Source organism: Nocardioides ginkgobilobae (genome assembly GCF_054781275.1).
Genome location: NZ_BAAGUS010000017.1, coordinates 33,457 through 53,730, shown reverse-complemented (window position 1 = coordinate 53,730; position 20,274 = coordinate 33,457). Strand labels below are relative to the sequence as shown.

General features: G+C 73.1%; 23 protein-coding genes. 13 read left to right on the top strand and 10 right to left on the bottom strand.

Annotated elements, in window-relative coordinates:
* Positions 1-96 precede the first annotated feature (96 nt).
* Positions 97-657: a 2-C-methyl-D-erythritol 4-phosphate cytidylyltransferase gene (locus ACYVID_RS15060; RefSeq protein ID WP_460738391.1), complete on the bottom strand. Its 561-nt coding sequence runs from the start codon at positions 655-657 to the stop codon at positions 97-99.
* Positions 658-764: 107 nt separating this feature from the next.
* Positions 765-1,250 carry a CarD family transcriptional regulator gene (locus ACYVID_RS15055; protein WP_300644030.1) on the bottom strand — a complete coding sequence of 162 codons (486 nt, stop codon included), beginning with the start codon at positions 1,248-1,250 and terminating at the stop codon, positions 765-767.
* Between the two features lie 256 nt (positions 1,251-1,506).
* Between ACYVID_RS15055 and ACYVID_RS15050 the strand changes: the two genes are divergently transcribed.
* The 3 genes from ACYVID_RS15050 to ACYVID_RS15040 all read left to right on the top strand — a co-directional run bounded on the left by ACYVID_RS15050 (position 1,507) and on the right by ACYVID_RS15040 (position 3,967).
* Positions 1,507-2,553, top strand: coding sequence for a UbiA family prenyltransferase (locus ACYVID_RS15050; RefSeq protein WP_460738389.1), 1,047 nt, complete (start codon positions 1,507-1,509; stop codon positions 2,551-2,553).
* Positions 2,554-2,672: 119 nt separating this feature from the next.
* Positions 2,673-3,218 (top strand): hypothetical protein, encoded by a 546-nt coding sequence (locus ACYVID_RS15045; protein ID WP_460738388.1) that lies wholly within the window; start codon positions 2,673-2,675, stop codon positions 3,216-3,218.
* A 5-nt stretch (positions 3,219-3,223) separates the two neighbouring features.
* Positions 3,224-3,967 (top strand): phosphoglyceromutase, encoded by a 744-nt coding sequence (locus ACYVID_RS15040; protein WP_460738387.1) that lies wholly within the window; start codon positions 3,224-3,226, stop codon positions 3,965-3,967.
* 118 nt (positions 3,968-4,085) lie between these two features.
* Here ACYVID_RS15040 and phoU read toward each other — a convergent pair whose 3' ends face one another.
* Positions 4,086-4,745 carry a phosphate signaling complex protein PhoU gene (gene phoU / locus ACYVID_RS15035; protein ID WP_460738385.1) on the bottom strand — a complete coding sequence of 220 codons (660 nt, stop codon included), beginning with the start codon at positions 4,743-4,745 and terminating at the stop codon, positions 4,086-4,088.
* 121 nt (positions 4,746-4,866) lie between these two features.
* On the opposite strand from phoU, the gene ACYVID_RS15030 reads away from it, so the two are divergent.
* The 3 genes from ACYVID_RS15030 to ACYVID_RS15020 all read left to right on the top strand — a co-directional run bounded on the left by ACYVID_RS15030 (position 4,867) and on the right by ACYVID_RS15020 (position 7,960).
* The gene (locus tag ACYVID_RS15030; RefSeq protein WP_460738383.1) at positions 4,867-6,015 is read left to right on the top strand and encodes a sensor histidine kinase; all 1,149 of its coding nucleotides are present in this window, start codon (positions 4,867-4,869) and stop codon (positions 6,013-6,015) included.
* Positions 6,012-6,689 carry a response regulator gene (locus ACYVID_RS15025; protein ID WP_460738382.1) on the top strand — a complete coding sequence of 226 codons (678 nt, stop codon included), beginning with the start codon at positions 6,012-6,014 and terminating at the stop codon, positions 6,687-6,689. The genes ACYVID_RS15030 and ACYVID_RS15025 overlap by 4 nt, the downstream gene beginning before the upstream one ends.
* 299 nt (positions 6,690-6,988) lie before the next feature.
* Positions 6,989-7,960, top strand: coding sequence for a DMT family transporter (locus ACYVID_RS15020; protein WP_460738381.1), 972 nt, complete (start codon positions 6,989-6,991; stop codon positions 7,958-7,960).
* An 85-nt stretch (positions 7,961-8,045) separates the two neighbouring features.
* On the opposite strand, the gene ACYVID_RS15015 is transcribed toward ACYVID_RS15020, so the two are convergent.
* The 3 genes from ACYVID_RS15015 to ACYVID_RS15005 form a co-directional block, all read right to left on the bottom strand.
* Positions 8,046-8,612, bottom strand: a complete 567-nt coding sequence (locus ACYVID_RS15015) for a type III secretion system chaperone family protein (protein ID WP_460738379.1) — start codon at positions 8,610-8,612, stop codon at positions 8,046-8,048.
* The gene (gene mshA, locus ACYVID_RS15010) at positions 8,609-9,883 is read right to left on the bottom strand and encodes a D-inositol-3-phosphate glycosyltransferase (protein ID WP_460738377.1); all 1,275 of its coding nucleotides are present in this window, start codon (positions 9,881-9,883) and stop codon (positions 8,609-8,611) included. Before mshA ends, ACYVID_RS15015 begins: the two co-directional genes overlap by 4 nt.
* 209 nt (positions 9,884-10,092) lie before the next feature.
* A complete protein-coding gene (locus tag ACYVID_RS15005; RefSeq protein ID WP_460738375.1) occupies positions 10,093-10,620 on the bottom strand; it encodes a hypothetical protein in 528 nt (175 codons plus the stop codon).
* 177 nt (positions 10,621-10,797) lie between these two features.
* Here ACYVID_RS15005 and ACYVID_RS15000 point away from each other — a divergent pair, with 177 nt between their 5' ends.
* Positions 10,798-11,577 carry an SDR family NAD(P)-dependent oxidoreductase gene (locus ACYVID_RS15000; RefSeq protein WP_460738373.1) on the top strand — a complete coding sequence of 260 codons (780 nt, stop codon included), beginning with the start codon at positions 10,798-10,800 and terminating at the stop codon, positions 11,575-11,577.
* 55 nt (positions 11,578-11,632) lie between these two features.
* On the opposite strand, the gene ACYVID_RS14995 is transcribed toward ACYVID_RS15000, so the two are convergent.
* A complete protein-coding gene (locus ACYVID_RS14995; protein ID WP_460738371.1) occupies positions 11,633-12,352 on the bottom strand; it encodes a hypothetical protein in 720 nt (239 codons plus the stop codon).
* 150 nt (positions 12,353-12,502) lie between these two features.
* Between ACYVID_RS14995 and ACYVID_RS14990 the strand changes: the two genes are divergently transcribed.
* Positions 12,503-13,192 (top strand): aspartate/glutamate racemase family protein, encoded by a 690-nt coding sequence (locus ACYVID_RS14990; RefSeq protein WP_460738369.1) that lies wholly within the window; start codon positions 12,503-12,505, stop codon positions 13,190-13,192.
* Positions 13,193-13,211: 19 nt separating this feature from the next.
* Here ACYVID_RS14990 and ACYVID_RS14985 read toward each other — a convergent pair whose 3' ends face one another.
* Positions 13,212-13,685 (bottom strand): PPOX class F420-dependent oxidoreductase, encoded by a 474-nt coding sequence (locus tag ACYVID_RS14985; RefSeq protein WP_460738367.1) that lies wholly within the window; start codon positions 13,683-13,685, stop codon positions 13,212-13,214.
* Between the two features lie 271 nt (positions 13,686-13,956).
* On the opposite strand from ACYVID_RS14985, the gene ACYVID_RS14980 reads away from it, so the two are divergent.
* The 5 genes from ACYVID_RS14980 to ACYVID_RS14960 all read left to right on the top strand — a co-directional run bounded on the left by ACYVID_RS14980 (position 13,957) and on the right by ACYVID_RS14960 (position 18,187).
* On the top strand, positions 13,957-14,337 hold the full coding sequence (locus ACYVID_RS14980; protein ID WP_460738365.1) for a hypothetical protein: 381 nt from the start codon (positions 13,957-13,959) through the stop codon (positions 14,335-14,337).
* The gene (gene heR, locus ACYVID_RS14975; protein ID WP_460738363.1) at positions 14,337-14,753 is read left to right on the top strand and encodes a heliorhodopsin HeR; all 417 of its coding nucleotides are present in this window, start codon (positions 14,337-14,339) and stop codon (positions 14,751-14,753) included. Before ACYVID_RS14980 ends, heR begins: the two co-directional genes overlap by 1 nt.
* A 43-nt stretch (positions 14,754-14,796) precedes the next feature.
* Positions 14,797-15,489 carry an SDR family NAD(P)-dependent oxidoreductase gene (locus ACYVID_RS14970; RefSeq protein WP_460738361.1) on the top strand — a complete coding sequence of 231 codons (693 nt, stop codon included), beginning with the start codon at positions 14,797-14,799 and terminating at the stop codon, positions 15,487-15,489.
* A gap of 210 nt (positions 15,490-15,699) precedes the next feature.
* On the top strand, positions 15,700-17,595 hold the full coding sequence (gene typA / locus ACYVID_RS14965) for a translational GTPase TypA (protein ID WP_460738360.1): 1,896 nt from the start codon (positions 15,700-15,702) through the stop codon (positions 17,593-17,595).
* Between the two features lie 205 nt (positions 17,596-17,800).
* Positions 17,801-18,187 carry a hypothetical protein gene (locus ACYVID_RS14960; RefSeq protein WP_460738358.1) on the top strand — a complete coding sequence of 129 codons (387 nt, stop codon included), beginning with the start codon at positions 17,801-17,803 and terminating at the stop codon, positions 18,185-18,187.
* A gap of 514 nt (positions 18,188-18,701) precedes the next feature.
* On the opposite strand, the gene ACYVID_RS14955 is transcribed toward ACYVID_RS14960, so the two are convergent.
* Both ACYVID_RS14955 and manA read right to left on the bottom strand, forming a co-directional pair.
* Positions 18,702-18,926: a hypothetical protein gene (locus ACYVID_RS14955; RefSeq protein WP_460738356.1), complete on the bottom strand. Its 225-nt coding sequence runs from the start codon at positions 18,924-18,926 to the stop codon at positions 18,702-18,704.
* 108 nt (positions 18,927-19,034) lie between these two features.
* Positions 19,035-20,219, bottom strand: coding sequence for a mannose-6-phosphate isomerase, class I (gene manA / locus ACYVID_RS14950; RefSeq protein WP_460738354.1), 1,185 nt, complete (start codon positions 20,217-20,219; stop codon positions 19,035-19,037).
* Positions 20,220-20,274: the final 55 nt, after the last annotated feature.

The following is a 20,274-nucleotide window of genomic DNA, read 5'->3' as shown; positions in this document are numbered from 1 at the left end:
CCTCTGGGTGCACGGCTGGACCTTCGCCCGTACGCCGGACGATCCAGCCGGTGCCCGCCGGACCTTGCCGGGCCGACCGCGGACCCGCCGCCGGCCTCAGTGCGCCGTGAACGCCTCGAGCAGCCGCACGTCGGACTCGTCTGCGACCCGGCGCCCCTCGGGCGGGGCGGTGGCGGCCACGACGGGGAACCGCTCGGCGAGCACGCCGACGAGGGTCGCGAAGTCGGTGGACGGCAGGCCGTCGAGGGCTGCCACGACGGTGGCGGGCAGCACGACCGGCGAGGTCACCTGCAGGACGGTGTCGCGGTCGACCCCCTCCCCGACGTACCCCTGCGGGTCAAGGCCCTTGAGCGTGTCGGTGACCGGTCGGGTGCCGACGACGACCGCCTGCTCGGCCTCGCAGCGCTCGAGGCAGGCGACCAGGAAGTCGGCCGGGGTCATGGGGCAGAGAGGGTCGTGCAGGACCAGCGGCTCGCCGGCCTCGACCAGCGCCTCCCAGGGGGTGCCGAGGTCGACCTGGGTCAGGCCGGCCTCCCCCAGCGCCCAGGCCGCGCACGCGACGAGCGCCTCGCCGTGCAGCAGCGCGAACGGCAGCGAGCCACGGTCGGCCTCGACCAGGAGGCCGAGTGCCTCGTGCTCGTCGGAGTACTCACCCACACCTTGCACGCTAGCCCCTGCGGTGCCCGGGAACGGACGAAGCCCCCGGGACCGTCCCGGGGGCTTCGTCGTGCTGCTGTGGGAGGCGCTGCCTCAGCCTCGAGGGCTCAGGAGGCGAGCACCTCGTCGAGGATGGCCTCGGCCTTGTCCTCGTTGGTGTGCTCGGCCAGGGCCAGCTCGGAGACGAGGATCTGGCGGGCCTTCGCCAGCATCCGCTTCTCGCCGGCCGACAGGCCGCGGTCACGCTCGCGGCGCCAGAGGTCGCGGACGACCTCGGAGACCTTCATGACGTCGCCGCTGTGCAGCTTCTCCAGGTTGGCCTTGTAGCGGCGCGACCAGTTGGTCGGCTCCTCGACGTGCTCGGCACGCAGGACGTCGAACACGCGGTCGAGGCCCTCCTTGTCGACGACGTCGCGGACCCCGACGAGGTCCAGGTTGCAGGCCGGCACGCGAACCACCAGGTCCTGCTGTGCGACGATCCTCAGCACGAGGTACTGCCGGTCCTCCCCCTTGATCTTCCGCATCTCGATGTCCTCGATGATGGCGGCCCCGTGATTGGGGTAGACGACCGTTTCGCCGACGGTGAAAGTCATATGTGAAGTTCCCCTTCCTAGGCGACCATCTTAACACGGGTCCTCGGCGTGTCGGCCTGCGTTTGTGCAGGTCAGAGCGCTAGGGAGGGCTTGACAGGACCGCGGTCCGCATGCTGGCGACCGCCCCTGGCGGCATGCTCATGCCCTCCCGCCATCCCCCGGCCGGGACGGCGCGGACGGTCGGCGGAGCCCCGGATTCCCTGCTGTCCTGCGGAAACCCCCGGCCGGCGAGCGCGATCGCGACATACTGCGGGGCATGGCCAGACCACACCTGCGACGACGTCGCTCCGAGACCGCCGACGCCTCGGCGTCGACCGCTCCCGGAGCGACCGAGGGCGCCGGCGCAGGCACCCTGACCGAGGAGAAGAGCCCCCAGGAGGGCCGCGAGGGCCGCGACCCCGAGGCGCCCACGTCGGGCGGGACGGCCTCCGACGCGGAGCGTCCGAGCCCCGGCAGCTGGCTGCGGCGACGCCGCGGCAGCAGCGCGTCGGACGCCCCGACGGACGGCACAGGGGCAGGCTCCGCCGCGGCCGCCACCGGGTCGACCGGGGGCACCCGCAGCTCCGTGCCCCCGCCGCCCGCCGTCGTACGCCGTCCGGTGCTCGACGCGACACCGGTGCTGCTCCTGCGTGCGGCCCACCCTCGCCAGGCCGTCGTCACCGCGGTCCTGGTGACCGTCGCCGCGGCGCTGGCCGACCGCCCCACGCGCGACCTGGGGCTGGTCCTGCTCACCGTGCTGGTGGGGCAGACCCTGCTCGGCTGGCACAACGACGTGGTCGACCGCCGTCGCGACGCGCAGCACCAGCGCACCGGCAAGCCGGTCGCCGACGGGCGGCTCGAGCCCGGCGAGGTGTGGTTCGCGATCACCTGCGGCGTGCTGCTCGTCGTGCCGCTGTCGCTGTCCAACGGCCTGGTCGCCGGCGGGGTCTACCTCGCCTCGCTGGTCATCGCCGCGCTGGGCAACCTCGTGCTGCGCCGGAGCGTGCTCAGCCCGGTGCCGTGGGCGGTCTCCTTCGCGCTCTACCCCGCCTTCCTCTCCTACGGGGGATGGGGCAACCACGACGGCGGCTCCGCGCCGCAGCCGGCGATGGTCGTGCTCGCTGCCCTGCTGGGCATCGGCGTCCACTTCCTCACCGCGCTGTGGGGCCTGGTGGCCGACCACGAGGACGGCTGGCGCTACCTGCCGCTGCGCCTGGGCATGAAGCTCGGTGCCGCGCGGCTGCTGGCGCTCACCACGACCTACCTCGCGCTGGTCACCGCCGGCATCCTCGTGGCCGGCACGCTCGTCGGCCTCGAGGCCTGAGCCGCCCCGTCCCGCTGGCCCCGGTGGCCCCGGGGTGTGACGGACGCCCTGTCAGCGGCGGGTCACGGCCCCGCTAGGCTGTCGGCGCCCCCGTCGTACGACTCGAAGGCACTCCTCACATGCACATGCGCCGCCTCACGCCGGTCCTCGCCCTCGCGCTGGCCGCGACCCTCTCCTCCTGCGGGTTCGACTACGCCACCGACCGGGTCTACACCCCGGCCGCCGGCTCGATCGCCCGCGACGCCTCGGTCGACGTGCTCTCCGCCGTCATCGTGTCCAAGGCGCCCGGCGCCGGCACCTTCATCGCCGGGCTGTCGAACAACTCCGGCAGCGAGAGCGTGACCTTCGAGGGCATCCGCCCCGTCGGCGACACCACCATCAGCTTCGAGGACGTCGAGCCGGCCACGATCCCGCCGCTCGGCTTCGAGAACCTCTCCGAGCAGGGCAACGGCATCCCCGTCACCGGCGACTTCCGCGCGGGCGACTTCGTCACCGTCGAGCTGTCCTTCGACACCGGCGAGGACGTCGAGCTGGACGTCGCTGTCGTCACCGACTGCGACGAGTTCGACGGCTTCGACACCAGCGAGGGCGCCGAGGGCGAGGAGTACGACTGCGAGGCGATCGAGCCGCTGTACGACGGTCGCTACGAGGGCTACGAGGGCTGATCGCCGTGAGCCACACCCTGGTCCTGCTGCGGCACGGCGAGTCCGACTGGAACGCCAAGAACCTCTTCACGGGCTGGGTCGACGTGCCCCTCACCGAGAAGGGTCAGGGCGAGGCCCGCCGTGGCGGCGAGCAGCTGCTCGAGGCCGGGGTGCTCCCCGACGTCGTGCACACCTCGCTGCTGCGCCGCGCGATCTCCACCGCCGGGCTCGCGCTCGACGCCGCCGACCGCCACTGGATCCCGGTCAAGCGGTCCTGGCGCCTCAACGAGCGCCACTACGGCGCGCTGCAGGGCAAGGACAAGAAGCAGACGCTCGAGCAGTACGGCGAGGAGCAGTTCATGCTCTGGCGACGCTCCTTCGACGTCCCGCCGCCGCCGATCGACCTCGACGACGAGTTCTCCCAGGCCCACGACGTCCGGTACGCCGACCTCGGCGCCGACCTCCCCGCCACCGAGTGCCTCAAGGACGTCATCGCGCGGATGGTCCCCTACTGGGAGTCCGACATCGTCCCCGACCTGGCCGCGGGCAAGACGGTGCTCGTCGCCGCCCACGGCAACAGCCTGCGCGCGATCGTCAAGCACCTCGACGGCATCAGCGACGAGGACATCGCCGGGCTCAACATCCCCACCGGCATGCCTCTGGTCTACGAGCTGGACGACTCCTTCGCCCCCGTCACCAAGGGTGGGCGCTACCTCGACCCGGAGGCTGCCGCGGCTGCTGCCGCGGCCGTCGCGAACCAGGGCAAGTAACCCGCGGTGTCGTCGCCGGGTTTGTCGGCTACCCGACAGACCCGGAACCTCCACGACGAAACTTTGTCGTCGCACTTCCGGGTTCGTCGGCGCGCCGACAAACCCGGACGCGCCGGCCTCAGGCCTCCGCGGCCGCCCGCGGGTCCTGGCCGGTGACGACGAAGACGACCCGGTTGGCGATGGAGACCGCGTGGTCGGCGATCCGCTCGTAGTAGCGCCCGAGCAGGGCGATGTCGACGGCCGCCTCGACCCCGTGGGCCCAGTCGTCACCGAGCAGCTGGGCGAAGCTGGCGCGGCGCAGCTGGTCCATGATCTCGTCGTCGCGGCCGAGCTCGATGGCGGCGGAGACGTCGCGGTCCACGATGATCTGGCGGACCCGGTGGACCATGTCGCCGGCGACCTCGGCCATCCGGCTCACGGTCGGGCGGATCTCCTCGGGCACCGCGATGCCCGGCACGCGCATCCGGGCGATCTTGGCGACGTGCACCGACAGGTCGCCCATCCGCTCCAGCTCGGTCACCATCCGCAGGGCGGCCACGACGACACGCAGGTCGGTGGCCACGGGCTGCTGCAGGGAGAGCAGCTCGAAGCACTTCTCCTCCACCTCGACCCGGGCCCGGTCGATCACCTCGTCGCCGGAGATGACCCGCTCGGCCACCTCCACGTCGGCCTCGAGGAGGGCCTTGGTCGCCTGGACGACAGCGGTCTCGACCTGGCCGCAGATGGTGGCCAGGTCGCCGAAGACCGCGTCGAGCTGCTCGTGGAAGACGTCACGCATGCGACCACCCTAGGAGAAGCGGGTGACAGGACGGGGTGACGCCGTGAACGCGGGGTGAACGTTGCCTACGTCGGTGTCCAGCGGCGAACGCAGGGTGTCGCCCGTGCGTACTCTTCCCTCCGTGGACCCCACGCTGCAGGCCGCCCTCGCGGCCGTGATCGGCGCCGTCGTCGCCGGCGGCGCGGTCCTGGCCTGGCACATCAGCGACCGCCAGCAGCACGCGGTCCCCGCCAGCGCCCAGCCGGTCGTCCCCGAGGGGGTCGGCACCGTGCTGTCGGTGCTGCGGTCCAGCGCGGTCGTCGTCGACGACAACGAGGAGGTCCTCAAGGCCTCCGCCCCGGCGTACGCGCTGGGGCTGGTGCGGGGCTCGCGGCTGGTCTCGACCGAGCTGGCCGAGGTGGTGCGGCAGGTACGCCGCGACGGGCAGATCCGCGAGACCGAGCTGCTCATGGCCCGGCCCGGCGTGCCCTCGCGCTACGTCACCGCCCGCGTCGCGCCGCTGGGCTCGCGGCTGGTGCTGGCGCTGGTCGAGGACCGCACCCGCGAGAAGCGGGTCGAGGAGGTGCGCCGCGACTTCGTGGCCAACGTCTCCCACGAGCTGAAGACCCCGGTGGGCGCGATCCGGCTGCTCTCGGACGCCATGCAGGACGCGGCCGACGACCCCGAGGCGGTACGCCGCTTCGCCTCCCGCATGTTCATCGAGTCCGAGCGGCTCGGCACGCTGGTGCAGCAGATCATCGAGCTCTCGCGCCTGCAGGCCGACGACCCGCTGGACGCCCCCGTCGCGGTGCACCTCGACGACGTCATCGCGCACGCGGTGGACACCAGCCGCACCGACGCCGAGAACAAGCGCATCCAGGTGCTGGTCGGCGGCACCCCGGACCTGCAGGTCTTCGGCAACGAGCAGCAGGTCACGGCCGCGGTCTCCAACCTCGTGAGCAACGCCGTGTCGTACTCCGAGGAGGACTCCACGGTGCTGGTGACCACCCGCGTCGACGACGGCTCGGTCGACATCTCGGTCGTCGACCAGGGCATCGGCATCCCCGCGGACGAGCTCGACCGCATCTTCGAGCGCTTCTACCGGGTCGACCCCGCTCGCCACCGCTCCACCGGCGGCACGGGGCTCGGCCTGTCCATCGTCAAGCACGTCGCCGCCACCCACGGCGGCGAGGTCCGGGTCTGGTCGGCGGAGGGTCAGGGTTCCACCTTCACCCTCACGCTGCCCCAGCACTTCGGGGCCGAGAGGAAGACACAGGAGGACAGCCCGTGACACGGGTACTGGTGGTCGAGGACGAGGAGTCCTACAGCGACGCCCTCGCGTACATGCTGCGCAAGGAGGGCTTCGAGGTGGCGATCGCCGCGGACGGCAACGCCGCGCTGGCGGAGTTCGACCGCAACGGCGCGGACATCGTGCTGCTGGACCTGATGCTGCCCGGCATCCCCGGCACCGAGGTGTGCCGGCAGATCCGGGCCACGTCCAGCGTCCCGGTGATCATGGTGAGCGCCAAGGACGACGAGGTCGACAAGGTGGTCGGGCTCGAGCTCGGCGCCGACGACTACGTGACCAAGCCCTACTCCCCCCGCGAGCTGGTCGCTCGCATCCGCGCGGTGCTGCGCCGCGGCACCGAGCCCGAGGCCGCGACCTCGACGCTCGAGGCCGGGCCGGTGCGGATGGACGTCGAGCGGCACGTCGTGACCGTCGACGGCACCGAGACCAAGCTGCCGCTCAAGGAGTTCGAGCTGCTCGAGATGTTCCTGCGCAACCCCGGCCGGGTGCTCACGCGCGGGCAGCTGATCGACCGGGTCTGGGGCTCGGACTACGTCGGGGACACCAAGACCCTCGACGTGCACGTGAAGCGGCTGCGGGCCAAGCTCGAGCCGGACCCGTCGGACCCGAAGTACCTCGTCACGGTCCGGGGGCTGGGCTACAAGTTGGACCTCTGACGAGCAGGTCGGTCGAGCAGGCGAGCGCCAGCGAGCCTCCCCCCACCGATGGTCGAGCAGGCGAGCGCCAGCGGGCCTCCCCCCACCGATGGTCGAGCAGGCGAGCGCCAGCGAGCCGTCGTCGAGACCGCGTACGCCGGGAGCGGACCTCTGCCACGAGCGGCTCACGTGGGTGACGATCGGCGACCGGCTCACGCGGTCTCGACGACGCCCTCGCCGAGGGCTCGGGCTGCTCGACCACCGGCGCCGCGTCCGAAACCCGCGCGACGAACTGCCATGGGCGTCCGTAGTCTTTGGTCGTGACATCGACGACCGCCCCCGAACCCCCAGCGACCGGCCCCGCTGCGACCGACCCGGCCCCGGGCGGCCGGGCTGCCGGCGTACCGACCTGGCTGCCGCTGGTGGCCGTGGCGACGACGCTGGTCTTCTGGGCCTCGGCGTTCGTGGCGATCCGTCACCTCGGTGAGGACTTCTCGGCCGGGCCGCTGTCGCTGGGGCGGCTGCTCGTGGGGGCGGCGGTGCTCGGCGTGGTGGCGCTCTCGCGCGGGGTGCCGCGGCCGACGCGGCGCGAGTGGGTGTCGCTGGTGGCTATCGGCGTGCTGTGGTTCGGGGTCTACAACGTGGCGCTCAACGAGGGCGAGACCCGGGTCGACGCCGGCACGGCCGCGATGCTCATCCAGCTCTCCCCGGTGCTGATCGCCGCGCTGGCGGCGGTGTTCCTGGGCGAGCGGTTCACGACGTACCTCGCGCTCGGGCTGGCGCTGGCCTTCGCCGGGGTCGGGCTGATCAGCATCTCCACCGACGGCGCGGAGAGCCGCGACGTGCTCGGCGTGGCGCTGGTGCTGCTGGCCGCGGCGGTCTACTCGATCAGCCTGATCCTGCAGAAGCCGCTCGTCGCGCGGCTGCAGGCCGTGCACGTGACGTGGCTGGCGTGCACGATCGGCGCGGTGGTGTGCCTGCCGTTCGCGCCCGGGCTGCTCGACGAGCTGGGCTCCGCGCCGGCGTCGTCGGTGTGGTGGCTGGTCTACCTCGGGATCTTCCCGACCGCGATCGCGTTCACCACCTACGCCTTCGCGCTGCAGCACATGTCGGCCTCGTCGCTCGGGGTCACGACCTACCTCGTGCCGCCGCTGACGATCCTCATGGGGTGGCTGGCGCTCGGCGAGACGCCCCCGACCATGGCGTACGCCGGCGGCGTGCTCTGCCTGGTCGGCGTCGCCGTCGCTCGGCGCAAGCCTCGAGTGCGGGCGGACGCGGCTGCACCTGCATGAGGGGGTAGTCCGAACGAAATTTCACCCTCAGCTCGAGCTGAGGGTGAAAAGACGTTCGGACTACCCCACCTCGCCGGGCAACCGCTCAGCCCCCGTCCGCCCCCGGCCGCTCGCCGGCCTCCAGCCAGCCGCGGAACGCCTCGAGGTTGGCGGTGGACTCGCCCCGCTCGGTGCGCCACTCCCACTCCTTGCGGATGGCGGTGGCGAAGCCGAGCTCGAGGATGGGGTTGAACGACTCGTCGGCGTAGGTGAGGACCGAGCCCAGCAGCCGGTCGAGCTCCTCGGGGCTGGCGGCGGCCAGCGGGATCCGGCCGTCGAGGTAGATGTCGCCGGTGCGGTCGATGGCGAACGAGACGGCGTACATCCGCAGGTTGCGCTGCAGCAGCCAGCGGTAGACGCCCTCGTGGTTCTCGTCGGGGTTGCGGGCGACGAAGGCGTGGACCCCGAGCGAGTGCAGCGCGACGTCGAGCCGCACCGCGGTCTGCAGCTTCTTCTCCCCGGGCAGCGAGAAGGAGAAGACGCCCTCGGGCTCCTCCTTGAACTCCAGCTCGTTGGCCCGCAGGTGCTCGCGCACGGTCGCCAGCGCGGCCTCGCGCTCGGGCGAGGTGGTGCGCTCGGGGGTCGCTCCCTGGACGTCGTCGGTCCCGCTCATGCCGATGCCTCCGCCCGCAGCTGCCAGCGGGCCCGTTCGTAGGTGCGCAGCATCGCCGCCGCGGTGGCGTCCCAGGAGAACTGCCGCGCCTGCAGGGCCGCGCCCGCCGCCAGGCGGTCGTGCAGCCCCGGCTCGGTCAGGACCCGGCCGAGCGCGTGCGCCCAGTCGGCCTCGTCGTGGGAGTCGACGAGCAGCCCGCTGCGCTCGTGGCGTACGACGGTGGGCAGCCCACCCACGGCGGCAGCCACCACGGGGGTGCCGCAGGCACCGGCCTCGGCCGCGACCAGCCCGAAGGACTCGTTGTAGCTGGGCACGGCGACCAGCGTCGCGGCGGAGTACCACTGCGCGAGCTCGGCCTGGGCCACCGGCGGCACGAACCGCACCACGTCGTGCAGCCCCAGCTCCCCGGCCAGCTCGGCCAGCGACTCGGGGTGCTCCAGGCCCGACCCGGAGGGCCCGCCGACGACCGGCACGACCAACGAGTCCCGCAGCCCGGGCCGCTGGGCGAGCAGCACCGCGACCGCACGCAGCAGCACGTCGGGGGCCTTGAGCGGCTGGATCCGGCCGGCGAAGAGCACGACCTGCGCGTCGGTCGGGAGGCCCAGGGCCGCGCGCGCCCGAGCGCGCGAGCCGGGCCGGAACACCTCCAGGTCGACCCCGGGGTGGACCACCTCGACGCGGCTCGCGTCGGCGTCGTACAGGTCGATGAGCTGCTTGGCCTCGATGTCGGTGTTGGCCACGAGGACGTCGGCGGCGTCGACGACGGCCTGCTCACCGATGACCCGCGAGGCGGGCTCGGGGGTGTCGCCGTCGGCGAGCGAGGCGTTCTTGACCCGCGCCATCGTGTGCATGGTGTGCACCAGCGGCACGCCCCAGCGGTCGGCGGCGAGCGTGCCGACCTGCCCGGAGAGCCAGTAGTGGGAGTGCACGGCGTCGTAGTGCCCGCGGGGCTGGGCGGCCTCGGCGCGCAGCACCTCGCGCGCGAACACGCAGAGCTGGCCGGGCAGCGCGTCCTTGGGCAGCAGCTCGAACGGCCCCGCGTGGACGTGGCGCACCTTCACGCCCTCGGCCGCCTCGACGACCGCCGGCAGCCGCGAGGAGGTGGCGCGGGTGAACACGTCGACCTCGATGCCCTGTCGCGCCAGGCGGCGCGCGAGCTCGATGACGTAGACGTTCATCCCGCCCGCGTCCCCGGTGCCGGGCTGGTCCAGCGGGGAGGTGTGCAGGCTGATCATCGCGAGCCGGCGCATGGGCCGGGCGACAGCGCTCACGTGCTCCCCCTGGTGTGACGGCGGGTGGGACGGGTGGTGCGGCGGGGCCGCGACCCCCGGGACGGACCGGGTCTTCCGGTCAGCACCAGTGAACACCGGTGCACCTCGTCACATTCCCACCCGGTCGGCTGGTGCGGACCGATCGACGTCGTACGCCGGGCGCGGGCCGGACGGGACCGGGCCGGGGCCGGGCGGACTCAGGCGCGGGCTCAGCGCGCGGAGCGCGACCGCCGCTCCGCGCGACGCCGCGGGCCGGTGGGAGCGGGCGACGCGACCGCCTCGGCGGAGGCGAGGGCGGGGACGTCGGTCCCGGCGCGACCGCGCAGGGTCCGCGGGACGGCGGCCAGGCAGCCGAGCGCGACGACCGCACCCACGATGCCACCCACCACGAGCGAGTCCTGCACGCCGACCACGGCGGCCAGCGACCAGGCCAGGGCGACGACGCACAGGCCGACGACCACGCGCAGCACGACCGGTCGCACGAGCGAGGCCCCGGCAGCCAGCACGACGACCGAGAGCAGGACCGCACCCGGCCACAGCAGCGCGTCGAGGTCGGCGACCCACCGGACCAGCCACAACAGCCCACCGACCGCACCCGCGATCACCACGATCGTCGACTCGCGCACATCCACCTCCTGGGTCCGGCACATCGTGCCAGCACCGACCCCCGTGGACCAGAACATCTCGACGCGCCGCCGCGCCTCGCCCGCCTCGCTCGCCGCGCCCGGCCACCTCATCGCCCCACGCTCGTCACAAGGCGGACCGAAGGCCCCACGGCGATCGCGGTGGCGCCCGCGTCAAGCGGGGACGGCACGTCGCCGTCGACGATCGGTCTGCTTTTTGACGAGCACCGGCAGGGACCCTACCCGTCAGCCCCGACCTTCGACCGAGGTACCGAGTGGTTCGATGACCCCATGACCACCCCTCGCACCGCCGTCGTCACCGGAGCCAGCAGCGGCATCGGCGCCGCGACCGCCCGGGCCCTGGCTGCCGAGGGCTTCCACGTCGTCTGCGCCGCGCGACGGGCGGAGCGGATCGCGGCGCTGGCCGAGGAGATCGACGGCACCGCGGTGACCTGTGACGTGACCGACGCCGGCGACGTCGCGGTGCTGGCCGAGACCGTGGCCGGGCTGCGGGAGGGCGCGGGCGACGGCAGCCTCGACGTGCTGGTCAACAACGCCGGCGGGGCGTTCGGTTCGGCGCCGGTGGCGCAGGCCGACGTGGAGAAGTGGCGGGCGATGTACGAGGTGAACGTGATCGGCCTGGTGCAGGTCACCCGCGCCCTGCTTCCGGCCCTCCTGCGCGCCCGCGACCAGGCCGGCATCATCTGCAACGTCGGCTCGACCGCGGGCCGGATCGCCTACGAGGGCGGCGGCGGCTACACCGCGGCCAAGCACGGCACCCAGGTCGTCACCGAGACCCTGCGCCTGGAGCTCTTCGACCAGCCGGTCCGGGTCACCGAGGTCGCGCCGGGGATGGTGCGCACCGACGAGTTCTCGCTGGTCCGCTTCGACGGCGACCGCGAGAAGGCCGCCGCGGTGTACGCCGGGGTCGCCGAGCCCCTCGTCGCCGAGGACGTCGCCGACGCCATCACCTGGGTCGTCACCCGCCCGCGCCACGTCAACGTCGACGAGCTGATCATCCGCCCCCGCGCCCAGGCCGCACAGCACAAGGTCCACCGCGTCCACGACTGATCCGGTCAGCGACGGTCCGGACGCTGTGGGGCCCGGAACCGGTACGGAACGTCGCTCAGCAGCGACCCTTCGCCCGGAACACGACCTCGGAGGGCTCGCTGACCGTGCCGGTCTCGCCGTCGACGGTGCGGTAGGTGGCCGAGACGCTGCCGAAGGAGGCACCGCTCGCGGAGTCCAGGGCGTCCTCGTCGATCTTGAGCCGCAGGACCGCCAGCCCGGTGGCCCCCTCGATCGGGGACTCCTCCGAGAGCCGCGTGCCGCCCGCCAGGGCGAGCTGCGGGCTCCGCAGGGTCCGCTCGCGCTCGGCCCACGCGGTCATCCCGCTGACGGCGATCCGGCCCCCGAAGTTCCGCGGCGGGATCGTGAGCGTGTCGGCGACGACCTGCCGCAGGCCCTCGGGTGCGTCGACCCGGATCTCGAAGAACTCCAGGTCGGTCCCGGCCTCCCAGCTCACGTCGAAGAACGCGAGGTCGCGGGGGAACCGCTTCCCCGCGCACACCTCGGTCGTGCCACCTCCGGACAGCTCCAGCGGGGCCGCCGCCGTCCCGGCCGACTCAGGCGTCGACGAGGAGGTCGCGCTCTCCTCCCCCGTCGGGACTGCGGTCGTCGGCTCGGCGGGGCCGGTGGAGGAGTCCGCCGAGGCGTCGCCCGATGAGTCCGCCGAGGAACAGGCAGTGGCCGAGAGCAGCGCCACCACCGCCGGGACGAGCGCGAGGCGGGGACCCGGCGAGCCCCGACGCGGAGCAGCGGGGGGTCGAGCAGAGGTGGACTTCACGGCGGTGGCCTCCCGAGACGGTGGTCGAGCCGCCAGGGTAGCCAGCCACGACCCGACCGCCGCGGGAGCGACGCGAGGACCTGCCCGCCGGACCCACCCGCTCCCCGGACGCCCGGCCGGTCGTCGTACGACGCGTGACAGACTCGCCGCATGCAGACGATCGGCCTGATCGGCGGGATGAGCTGGGAGAGCAGCGCCGCCTACTACGAGCTCCTCAACACCGGTGTCGAGAAGCGGCTGGGCAACCTCGCCTCGGCGCGCACGATCATGGCGTCGGTCGACTTCGCCGAGGTGACGGCGCTGCAGGAGAAGGAGGACTGGGACGGCGTCGCGCGCATCCTGGTCGAGGCCGCCCAGGGCGTCGAGCGCGCGGGCGCCGACTTCCTGCTGCTGTGCACCACGACCTTCCACCGCGTCTTCGACCAGGTCGAGGCCGCGGTCTCGATCCCGGTCCTGCACCTGGCCGACGTCGTCGCCGAGGCGTGCAAGGCTGCCGGGCTGAAGGAAGTCGGCTTCATCGGCACGACCTTCGCGATGGAGCGCTCGTTCTTCACCGACCGGATCGCCTCGCACGGCCTGACGGTCCACGTGCCGCCGGCCGACCACCACGAGACGGTCAACCGGATCATCTACGACGAGCTGGTCCACGGCCGCGTGGTCACCAAGTCGCGGCGCACCGTCGTCGGCCTCGTCGAGGACCTCTGGGACGCCGGCGCCGGCGGGGTCATCCTCGGGTGCACCGAGCTCGAGCTGCTCGTGCACCAGGCGGACGCCGACATCCCGGTCTTCCCCTGCACCAGCCTGCACGTCGAGGCCGCGCTGGCCCGCGCGCTGGCCTGAGGGGCCCGGCGCTCCCGGCTCAGCCCTGCGGCGCGCGGTCCGGCGGGAACCCGCCGGTGGCGATCGGGCCCCAGTGCATCGGGGTGATCCGCAGCAGGGACTTGCCCTGACGGCGCATCGCGGCGCGGTACTCCTCCCAGTCCGGGTGCTCCCCGGAGATGCACCGGAAGTACTCCACGAGCCCGTCCTCGGCCGCCTGCGAGGGCATGTCGAGCACGCTCGCCTCGCCGTCGACCTGCACGTAGGCGTCGTCCCACTCCTCGCCGTGCACGAGCACCGAGCAGCGGGGGTCGCGGCGCAGGTTCACGGCCTTCGCGCGGTCGGGGTACGTCGAGATGACGATCTTCCCGTCGCCGTCGACTCCCCCGGTCACCGGCGACATCTGCGGCCGGCCGTCCTTGCGGAAGGTCACCAGCGTCATGTGGTGCAGCGGCCGCACGAAGTGCAGCAGCTCGTTGAGGTCGACCCGGCGGGTGGTGGCGATCGTGGGCATGACCTCGAACGTACGCGCCGACCTTCACCCGCACGAGTGAGGTCCTGCACGCTCCCGTGACGCGCGTCGCAGCCGTTGGCCGTCGTACGGCCGAGGCGTGCGGCGCCCACCCACGACGACGAGTGCGCCGGGGTAGTGGACAGGACCCGGGAGCTCGACGACGAAGTTCCGTCGTCGCGGGGCCGGGATCGTCGGGTAGCCGACGAACCCGGCCACCCGCGCAGCCGCCGCCCTCACCCGTTCGCATGAGCGCGCGGGGTAACAGTGAGGCATGAGCAGCACCCGCGCCCCGGCCTCGGGCACGCCCACCGCCTCCGGCACCGACCCCGAGACCCTGGCCGGCCTGCGCCGCTGGAACCTCGGCCTCACCGTCCTCCACGCCGCCCAGGCGGTGCTGGTCCTGGTGCTGGCCGGCGACTTCGCGATCACGGTGGTCGAGGCCTTCCCCGAGGGCCCTCCGGGCACCCCGCCGCCGGCGCCCGAGGCGCTCTTCGACGTGCGGATCGGCTTCGCCGTGGCGGCGTTCCTGCTGCTCGCGGCGCTCGACCACGGACTCACCGCCACGGTCGCGCGCGCCCGCTACGAGCGGGACCTGCGGGCGGGGGTCAACGTCTTCCGCTGGGTGGAGTACGCCTGCAGCGCGCGACCCTGATGCTGCTGCTGATCGCCTTCTACAACGGGATCGTCGAGGTCTCCGCGCTCATCGCGATCATCGGTGCCAACGTCGCGATGATCCTGTGCGGCTGGATCCAGGAGGTCGTGAACCCGCCCGGCCAGCCGACCCGCACGATGCTGCCGTTCTGGGTCGGCACCGTCGCCGGCCTCGCGCCGTGGGTGGCCATCACGGTGAACCTGGTCGGCGCCGCCGAGGTGCCCGGCTTCGTGCTCGGGATCTTCGTGTCGCTCTTCGTCTTCTTCTCCAGCTTCGGCCTCAACCAGTGGCTGCAGTACAAGGGCGTCGGCCGATGGGCCAGCTACGGCTACGGCGAGAAGGTCTATCTCGTGCTCAGCCTCGTGGCGAAGAGCGCACTCGCCTGGCAGATCTTCGGCGGCTCGCTCGCGGGCTGACCGCGACCCACGGACAGCGCCCCAGCAGGGACAGAGGAGAGACATGGACACCAAGGACGCACGCGTGCTCGTCGTCGGCGCCTCCGGCGCACTGGGCGGCGAGCTGGCCCGTCGCCTGCACGAGGGAGGCGCCCGGGTCGTGGCTGCCGGCCGTGACCCCGAGCGCACCCGCGCGGTCGCCGAGGACGTCGGCACCGACCCCCTGACCCTCGACGTGGTCGACGTGGAGGCCTGCGCCACCACCGTCGCGGCCGCCGTCGAGCAGCTCGGTGGGCTCGACCTGCTGCTCGTCACCGTGGGCGTCGCCGCCTTCGGCAAGGCCGCCGAGCTCGACGAGGCCGTCGCCGAGGAGCTGTACGCCGTGGACGTGCTCGGCCCGGTCGCGCTGGTCCGCGCGGCCGTCCCCCACCTGCGCGAGAGCAGTGGCACCGTCGCCGTGATCTCCGCGGTGCTGGCCGACCTGCCCACCTCGGGCATGGCCGACTACTCCGCCGCCAAGGCCGCCCTCGCCACCTGGCTGCAGGTGCTGCGCCGCGAGGAGCGCCGCTCGCTGAAGGTCCTCGACATCCGCCCCCCGCACCTCGACACCGGCCTGGAGACCCGCGCGCTCGCTGGCGAGCCCCCGCGCCTGCCGGCCGGTCGCCCCGCCGGCGAGGTCGTCGACCTGGTGCTCCAGGCGATCCGTGAGGACAAGACCGAGCTGGTCGTCGACGGCAAGGAGATGGTCCTGCGCTGACCGGTTGGTCGAGCAGCGAGCGCCAGCGAGCGTCGTCGAGACCGCCGCACATGTCTGTGGTCAGCGACCACAGGCAGCCCACGCGGTCTCGACGACGGCTCGCCGAGGGCTCGCCTGCTCGACCACCGGGAGCAGATGGGCGCGAGACCCCCGTCACGCGGGCGAGCGACGAATCGGCGTACCGCCGACGCGCAACTAGGATCGTGGCTCGTGTCCGAGACCCGCACCGCCTCCCTCCGCAACGTCGCGATCGTCGCCCACGTCGACCACGGCAAGACCACGCTCGTCGACGCGATGCTGCACCAGGCGGGGGCGTTCTCCGCGCACCAGGCCGAGGGCGTGGCCGAGCGCGTGATGGACTCCGGTGACCTCGAGCGCGAGAAGGGCATCACGATCCTCGCGAAGAACACCGCGGTGAAGTACGTCGGCCCCTCGGCGCCCGAGGGCATGACCATCAACATCATCGACACCCCCGGCCACGCCGACTTCGGCGGCGAGGTCGAGCGCGGCCTGTCGATGGTCGACGGCATCGTGCTGCTGGTCGACGCCTCCGAGGGCCCGCTGCCCCAGACCCGTTTCGTGCTGCGCAAGGCCCTCAACGCCGACATGCCGGTGATCCTGGTCGTCAACAAGACCGACCGCTCCGACGCGCGGATCAGCGAGGTCGTCGACGAGACCTACGAGCTGTTCATGGACCTGCTCGACGAGTCCCACGCGCAGGACGCCCTGGACTTCCCGGTCGTCTACGCCTCGGGCAAGGCCGGCGTCGCCTCGCTGACCCAGCCCGAGGACGGCACCCTGCCGGCGGACAGCAAGGACCTCGAGCCGCTGTTCCGCACGATCATCGAGACCATCCCTGCCCCGACGTACGTCGAGGGCGCGCCGCTGCAGGCGCACGTCACCAACCTCGACTCCAGCCCGTTCCTGGGCCGGCTCGCGCTGCTGCGCATCCACCAGGGCAACCTGAAGAAGGGCCAGACCGTGGCCTGGATGCGCCGCGACGGCGAGGTCAAGAACGTCCGCATCACCGAGCTGCTGATCACCGAGGGCCTGGAGCGCAAGCCCGGAGAGGTCGCCGGCCCCGGTGACATCGTCGCGATCGCCGGCATCCCCGAAATCACCATCGGCGAGACCCTGGCCGACCCCGAGAACCCGGTCGCGCTGCCGCTCATCCACGTCGACGAGCCGGCCATCTCGATGACCATCGGCACCAACACCTCCCCGCTGGTGGGCAAGGTCAAGGGCTCCAAGGTCACCGCCCGCCTGGTCAAGGACCGCCTCGACTCCGAGCTCATCGGCAACGTCAGCCTGCGCATCCTCCCGACCGAGCGCCCCGACGCCTGGGAGGTGCAGGGCCGCGGCGAGCTGGCGCTGGCCATCCTCGTCGAGCAGATGCGGCGCGAGGGCTACGAGCTGACCGTCGGCAAGCCGCAGGTGGTGACCAAGGAGGTCGACGGCAAGATCCACGAGCCGATGGAGCGGTTGACCATCGACGCACCCGAGGAGTACCTCGGCGCCATCACCGAGCTGCTCGCCTCCCGCAAGGGCCGGATGGAGCAGATGACCAACCACGGCACCGGCTGGGTGCGCATGGAGTTCATCGTCCCGGCGCGCGGCCTGATCGGGTTCCGCACCGAGTTCCTCACCGACACCCGCGGCACCGGCATCGCCCACCACATCTCCGAGGGCTACGAGCGCTGGGCGGGCGAGATCCGCGGGCGCAACAACGGCTCGCTGGTCGCCGACCGCAAGGGTGCTGCGACGGCGTACGCCATGACCAACCTGCAGGAGCGCGGCGTCCTCTTCGTCGAGCCCACCACCGAGGTCTACGAGGGCATGATCGTCGGCGAGAACTCCCGCGCCGACGACATGGACGTCAACATCACCAAGGAGAAGCAGCAGACCAACATCCGGTCCGCCACCTCCGACAACTTCGAGAAGCTCATCCCGCCGCGCAAGCTCTCCCTCGAGCAGTGCCTGGAGTTCTGCCGCGAGGACGAGTGCGTCGAGGTCACCCCCGACGCCGTGCGCATCCGCAAGGTCGTGCTCGACGCCAACGCCCGCGCCAAGACCGCCAGCCAGGCCCGCAAGGCCGCCCGGGGCTGACGCCTCCGCTGGTCGAGGTGCGCGGCGTGCCAGCGCCGAGCCACGAGACCCCCCGCACGGGCCGGCGAGCCTGTCCTGATCGACGAGACCCACTGTGTGGCGTTCCGGTTCAACCTGCTTGAACCGGAACGCCACACAGCGGGCCTCGAGCCTGTCCCGGACCCGCCCGCTGGCGGGACCGGTGCCCGTGGGTGAGGATCAGCCCATGGTTCTCGGGCTCCCCACGGAGATCTTCGTCCACGAGGTGCTGCGGCTCGCCGCCCTCTCCTCGCTCGCCTACGTCTGCGTCCAGCGCTGGCACCTCGGCCGCTGGGCGCGGCTGGGCGCCGTGTCCGGCTGCGTCGGCACGCTCCTGTACGGCTACTACCTGCTCTCCTGGGCCCTGCTGACCCAGGCCGACATCCGCGGCCCGATCCAGCTGCGCGACACCCCGGGCATCTCGACGTTCCTCACCTGGCTGGACCTCCTGGTGCTGGTCGGCCTGGTGGCCGCGGTCGTCGCCGACCGGCCCGGGTTCGCGAGGCCGGGCAGCCCGACCCCGACGTACGACGCGGAGCCGGCCCCCACCGGCGAGCACCCGCCGCGCGCCTGACCCCTCGCGCCTGACCCGGCCGCAGCGGGCCGGCCGGCGGCCCGACCGCAGTCGAGGTGCGGGTCGAGGTGCGGGTCGAGGCCCCAGGCCGCGGAGCAGCGCTTCACCAGGCCTCGACCCGCACCTCGAGTCCGGCCACGACCCACCTCGAGTCCGGCTACGACCCCGACCCGGATGACGTCCCGGGTCCCGACCCCGACCCCGACCCGGGACCCCGGAACGTCACGACGAGGCGGCCGGCCCGAGCCGACCACCCCGTCGCCCGCGCGGGTCAAGGACCCCCCCCCCCCCCCCCCCCCCCCGGCTGGGGTTCAGGGACCTCCGGGTCGCGGGTCGTCCGGGCGGTCAGGGTCAGTCGGGACCGGGCCCGGGCCCGACGGGTCCGCAGGGGAACCAGGGCCCCCGGGGTCGGCCGGCCCGGACGGCCCGGCCGGCCCGGACTGCCCGGACGGCGGGGACGCGTCCGGGACCTCGCCCGGCGCGATCTGCGGGTCGGGCTCGGACGGCGCGGTGGTCACGAGTCCTCCCCGGGGGTGGGGTCGGGGTGCGGGCCGCTCCGCTCGGGCTCGGCCGGCGCCCCGTCCGACGTGGGCGGTTCGGCGTCCTGGTCGCCGGGTCCGTCCGGGTCCACGTCGCCGCCGGGCTCGTGGCTGCGATCGGCGTACGGGTCCTGGTCCGGGTCGGCGGGCGGGTGCTCGACCGGGTCCTCGCGCGGGATGTCCATCGGTGGTTGGGTCATCTGCTCCCGGTACCCCGGTCGCGGCCGGCCACCCGTCCCCCGGACGGCGGTCCCCGGTCACGACGGGGGTCCGCAGGTACGGCGTCGCCGCCTCCCGGGTCTGCCGGGTCAGACCAGGTCGAGCATCCGGGCGCGGTGCGCGCCCCCCGTCGGCCGGTAGGCCTGCGCGACCTCGCCGGTGCCGCGCAGCCGCAGCTCCCCGTCCTCGGGGCCGGCGTACAGGACCGCGCCGCGCGTGAGCCGGACGGCGTCGCCGGCCGCGTTGACCACCTCGACCTCGCCGCCGGTGCAGAGGAGGATCCGCGGGCCGCCGTCGGGCAGCAGGACCCCGTCGACGTCGGCGGGCGACGCCTGGCTGACCGCCAGGCCGAAGAGCCCGTCGCCGGGCTCGAAGACGTCGGTGCTGGTGCCGAACAGGTCCGGCGAGACCCGCGCGACGCGGGACATGTCGGCCTGGATGCTGGCGACCACCCCGGCCGGAGAGAGGGTCTTGTCGGTGAGACCGGCGCGCAGCACGTTGTCGGAGTTGACCATCACCTCCACGCACATCCCGCGCAGGTGCGCGTGGATGATGCCGGCCCCGAGGTACGCCGCCTCGCCGGGCTGCAGGGTCAGCCGGTTGAGCAGCAGCGACACCACGACCCCGACGTCACCGGGGTAGTGCGGGGCGATCTCGGTGGCCGAGGCGTAGGCCCGCTTGATGTCCAGGCCGAGCGCAAGGCGGCCGTGGCACAACGCGACCACCTCGTGCACCTCGTGCGGGGTCGGCGGCTCCAGCAGCAGCGCCTCGAGCATCCGCACGATGCCGTGGAAGCCGGGGTTCGCGGCGAGCTGGTCGTGCATGCGCTGGGTGACCGGGTGGTCCAGCGGGCCGAGGATCCGGAGGATCTCGGCCGTGGGCCGGAAGCCGACAAGGGTGTCGAACGCGGTGAGCGCGTAGACCATCTCCGGCTTGGGGTTGGGGTCCTTGAAGACCCGCTGCGGCGACTCCAGCGGCACGCCCTCGGCCTCCTCGGCCTCGAAGCCCTTGCGCGCCAGCTCGGCGTTGGGGTGCACCTGGATCGAGAGCGGCTTGGCGGCCGAGAGCAGCTTCATCATGAACGGCAGCTCGCCGGCGACCTCGCTCAGGGGCACCGTGCCCTCGGGCCCCTGCACCATCGCCGGCCCCAGCGGGTGGGTGCCCATCCACACCTCCGCCATCGGCTGGCCGGTCGCCGCCTGGCCGATGAAGGAGGGGATGTCGAAGGCCGTGCCCCAGGCGTAGGCCTGGGACGGGCAGTCGAGGAGGTGCATGGGTGAACCCTAGGCGGGTCCGGACCCGGACCGCGCCTTTACCCCCGACTCCACG

What these genes read in the sequence shown, in the direction of transcription:
- ACYVID_RS14970 (WP_460738361.1), top strand. Translation starts at nt 14,797, where the DNA reads ATGGACACCAAGGACGCACGCGTGCTCGTCGTCGGCGCCTCCGGCGCA.
- ACYVID_RS14985 (WP_460738367.1), bottom strand. Translation starts at nt 13,685, where the DNA reads ATGCCCACGATCGCCACCACCCGCCGGGTCGACCTCAACGAGCTGCTG.
- ACYVID_RS15055 (WP_300644030.1), bottom strand. Translation starts at nt 1,250, where the DNA reads ATGACTTTCACCGTCGGCGAAACGGTCGTCTACCCCAATCACGGGGCC.
- ACYVID_RS15045 (WP_460738388.1), top strand. Translation starts at nt 2,673, where the DNA reads ATGCACATGCGCCGCCTCACGCCGGTCCTCGCCCTCGCGCTGGCCGCG.
- ACYVID_RS14960 (WP_460738358.1), top strand. Translation starts at nt 17,801, where the DNA reads ATGGTTCTCGGGCTCCCCACGGAGATCTTCGTCCACGAGGTGCTGCGG.
- manA (WP_460738354.1), bottom strand. Translation starts at nt 20,219, where the DNA reads ATGCACCTCCTCGACTGCCCGTCCCAGGCCTACGCCTGGGGCACGGCC.
- ACYVID_RS14990 (WP_460738369.1), top strand. Translation starts at nt 12,503, where the DNA reads ATGCAGACGATCGGCCTGATCGGCGGGATGAGCTGGGAGAGCAGCGCC.
- heR (WP_460738363.1), top strand. Translation starts at nt 14,337, where the DNA reads ATGCTGCTGCTGATCGCCTTCTACAACGGGATCGTCGAGGTCTCCGCG.
- ACYVID_RS15050 (WP_460738389.1), top strand. Translation starts at nt 1,507, where the DNA reads ATGGCCAGACCACACCTGCGACGACGTCGCTCCGAGACCGCCGACGCC.
- ACYVID_RS15005 (WP_460738375.1), bottom strand. Translation starts at nt 10,620, where the DNA reads ATGAGGTGGCCGGGCGCGGCGAGCGAGGCGGGCGAGGCGCGGCGGCGC.
- phoU (WP_460738385.1), bottom strand. Translation starts at nt 4,745, where the DNA reads ATGCGTGACGTCTTCCACGAGCAGCTCGACGCGGTCTTCGGCGACCTG.
- ACYVID_RS15000 (WP_460738373.1), top strand. Translation starts at nt 10,798, where the DNA reads ATGACCACCCCTCGCACCGCCGTCGTCACCGGAGCCAGCAGCGGCATC.
- ACYVID_RS14980 (WP_460738365.1), top strand. Translation starts at nt 13,957, where the DNA reads ATGAGCAGCACCCGCGCCCCGGCCTCGGGCACGCCCACCGCCTCCGGC.
- ACYVID_RS14955 (WP_460738356.1), bottom strand. Translation starts at nt 18,926, where the DNA reads ATGACCCAACCACCGATGGACATCCCGCGCGAGGACCCGGTCGAGCAC.
- ACYVID_RS15015 (WP_460738379.1), bottom strand. Translation starts at nt 8,612, where the DNA reads ATGAGCGGGACCGACGACGTCCAGGGAGCGACCCCCGAGCGCACCACC.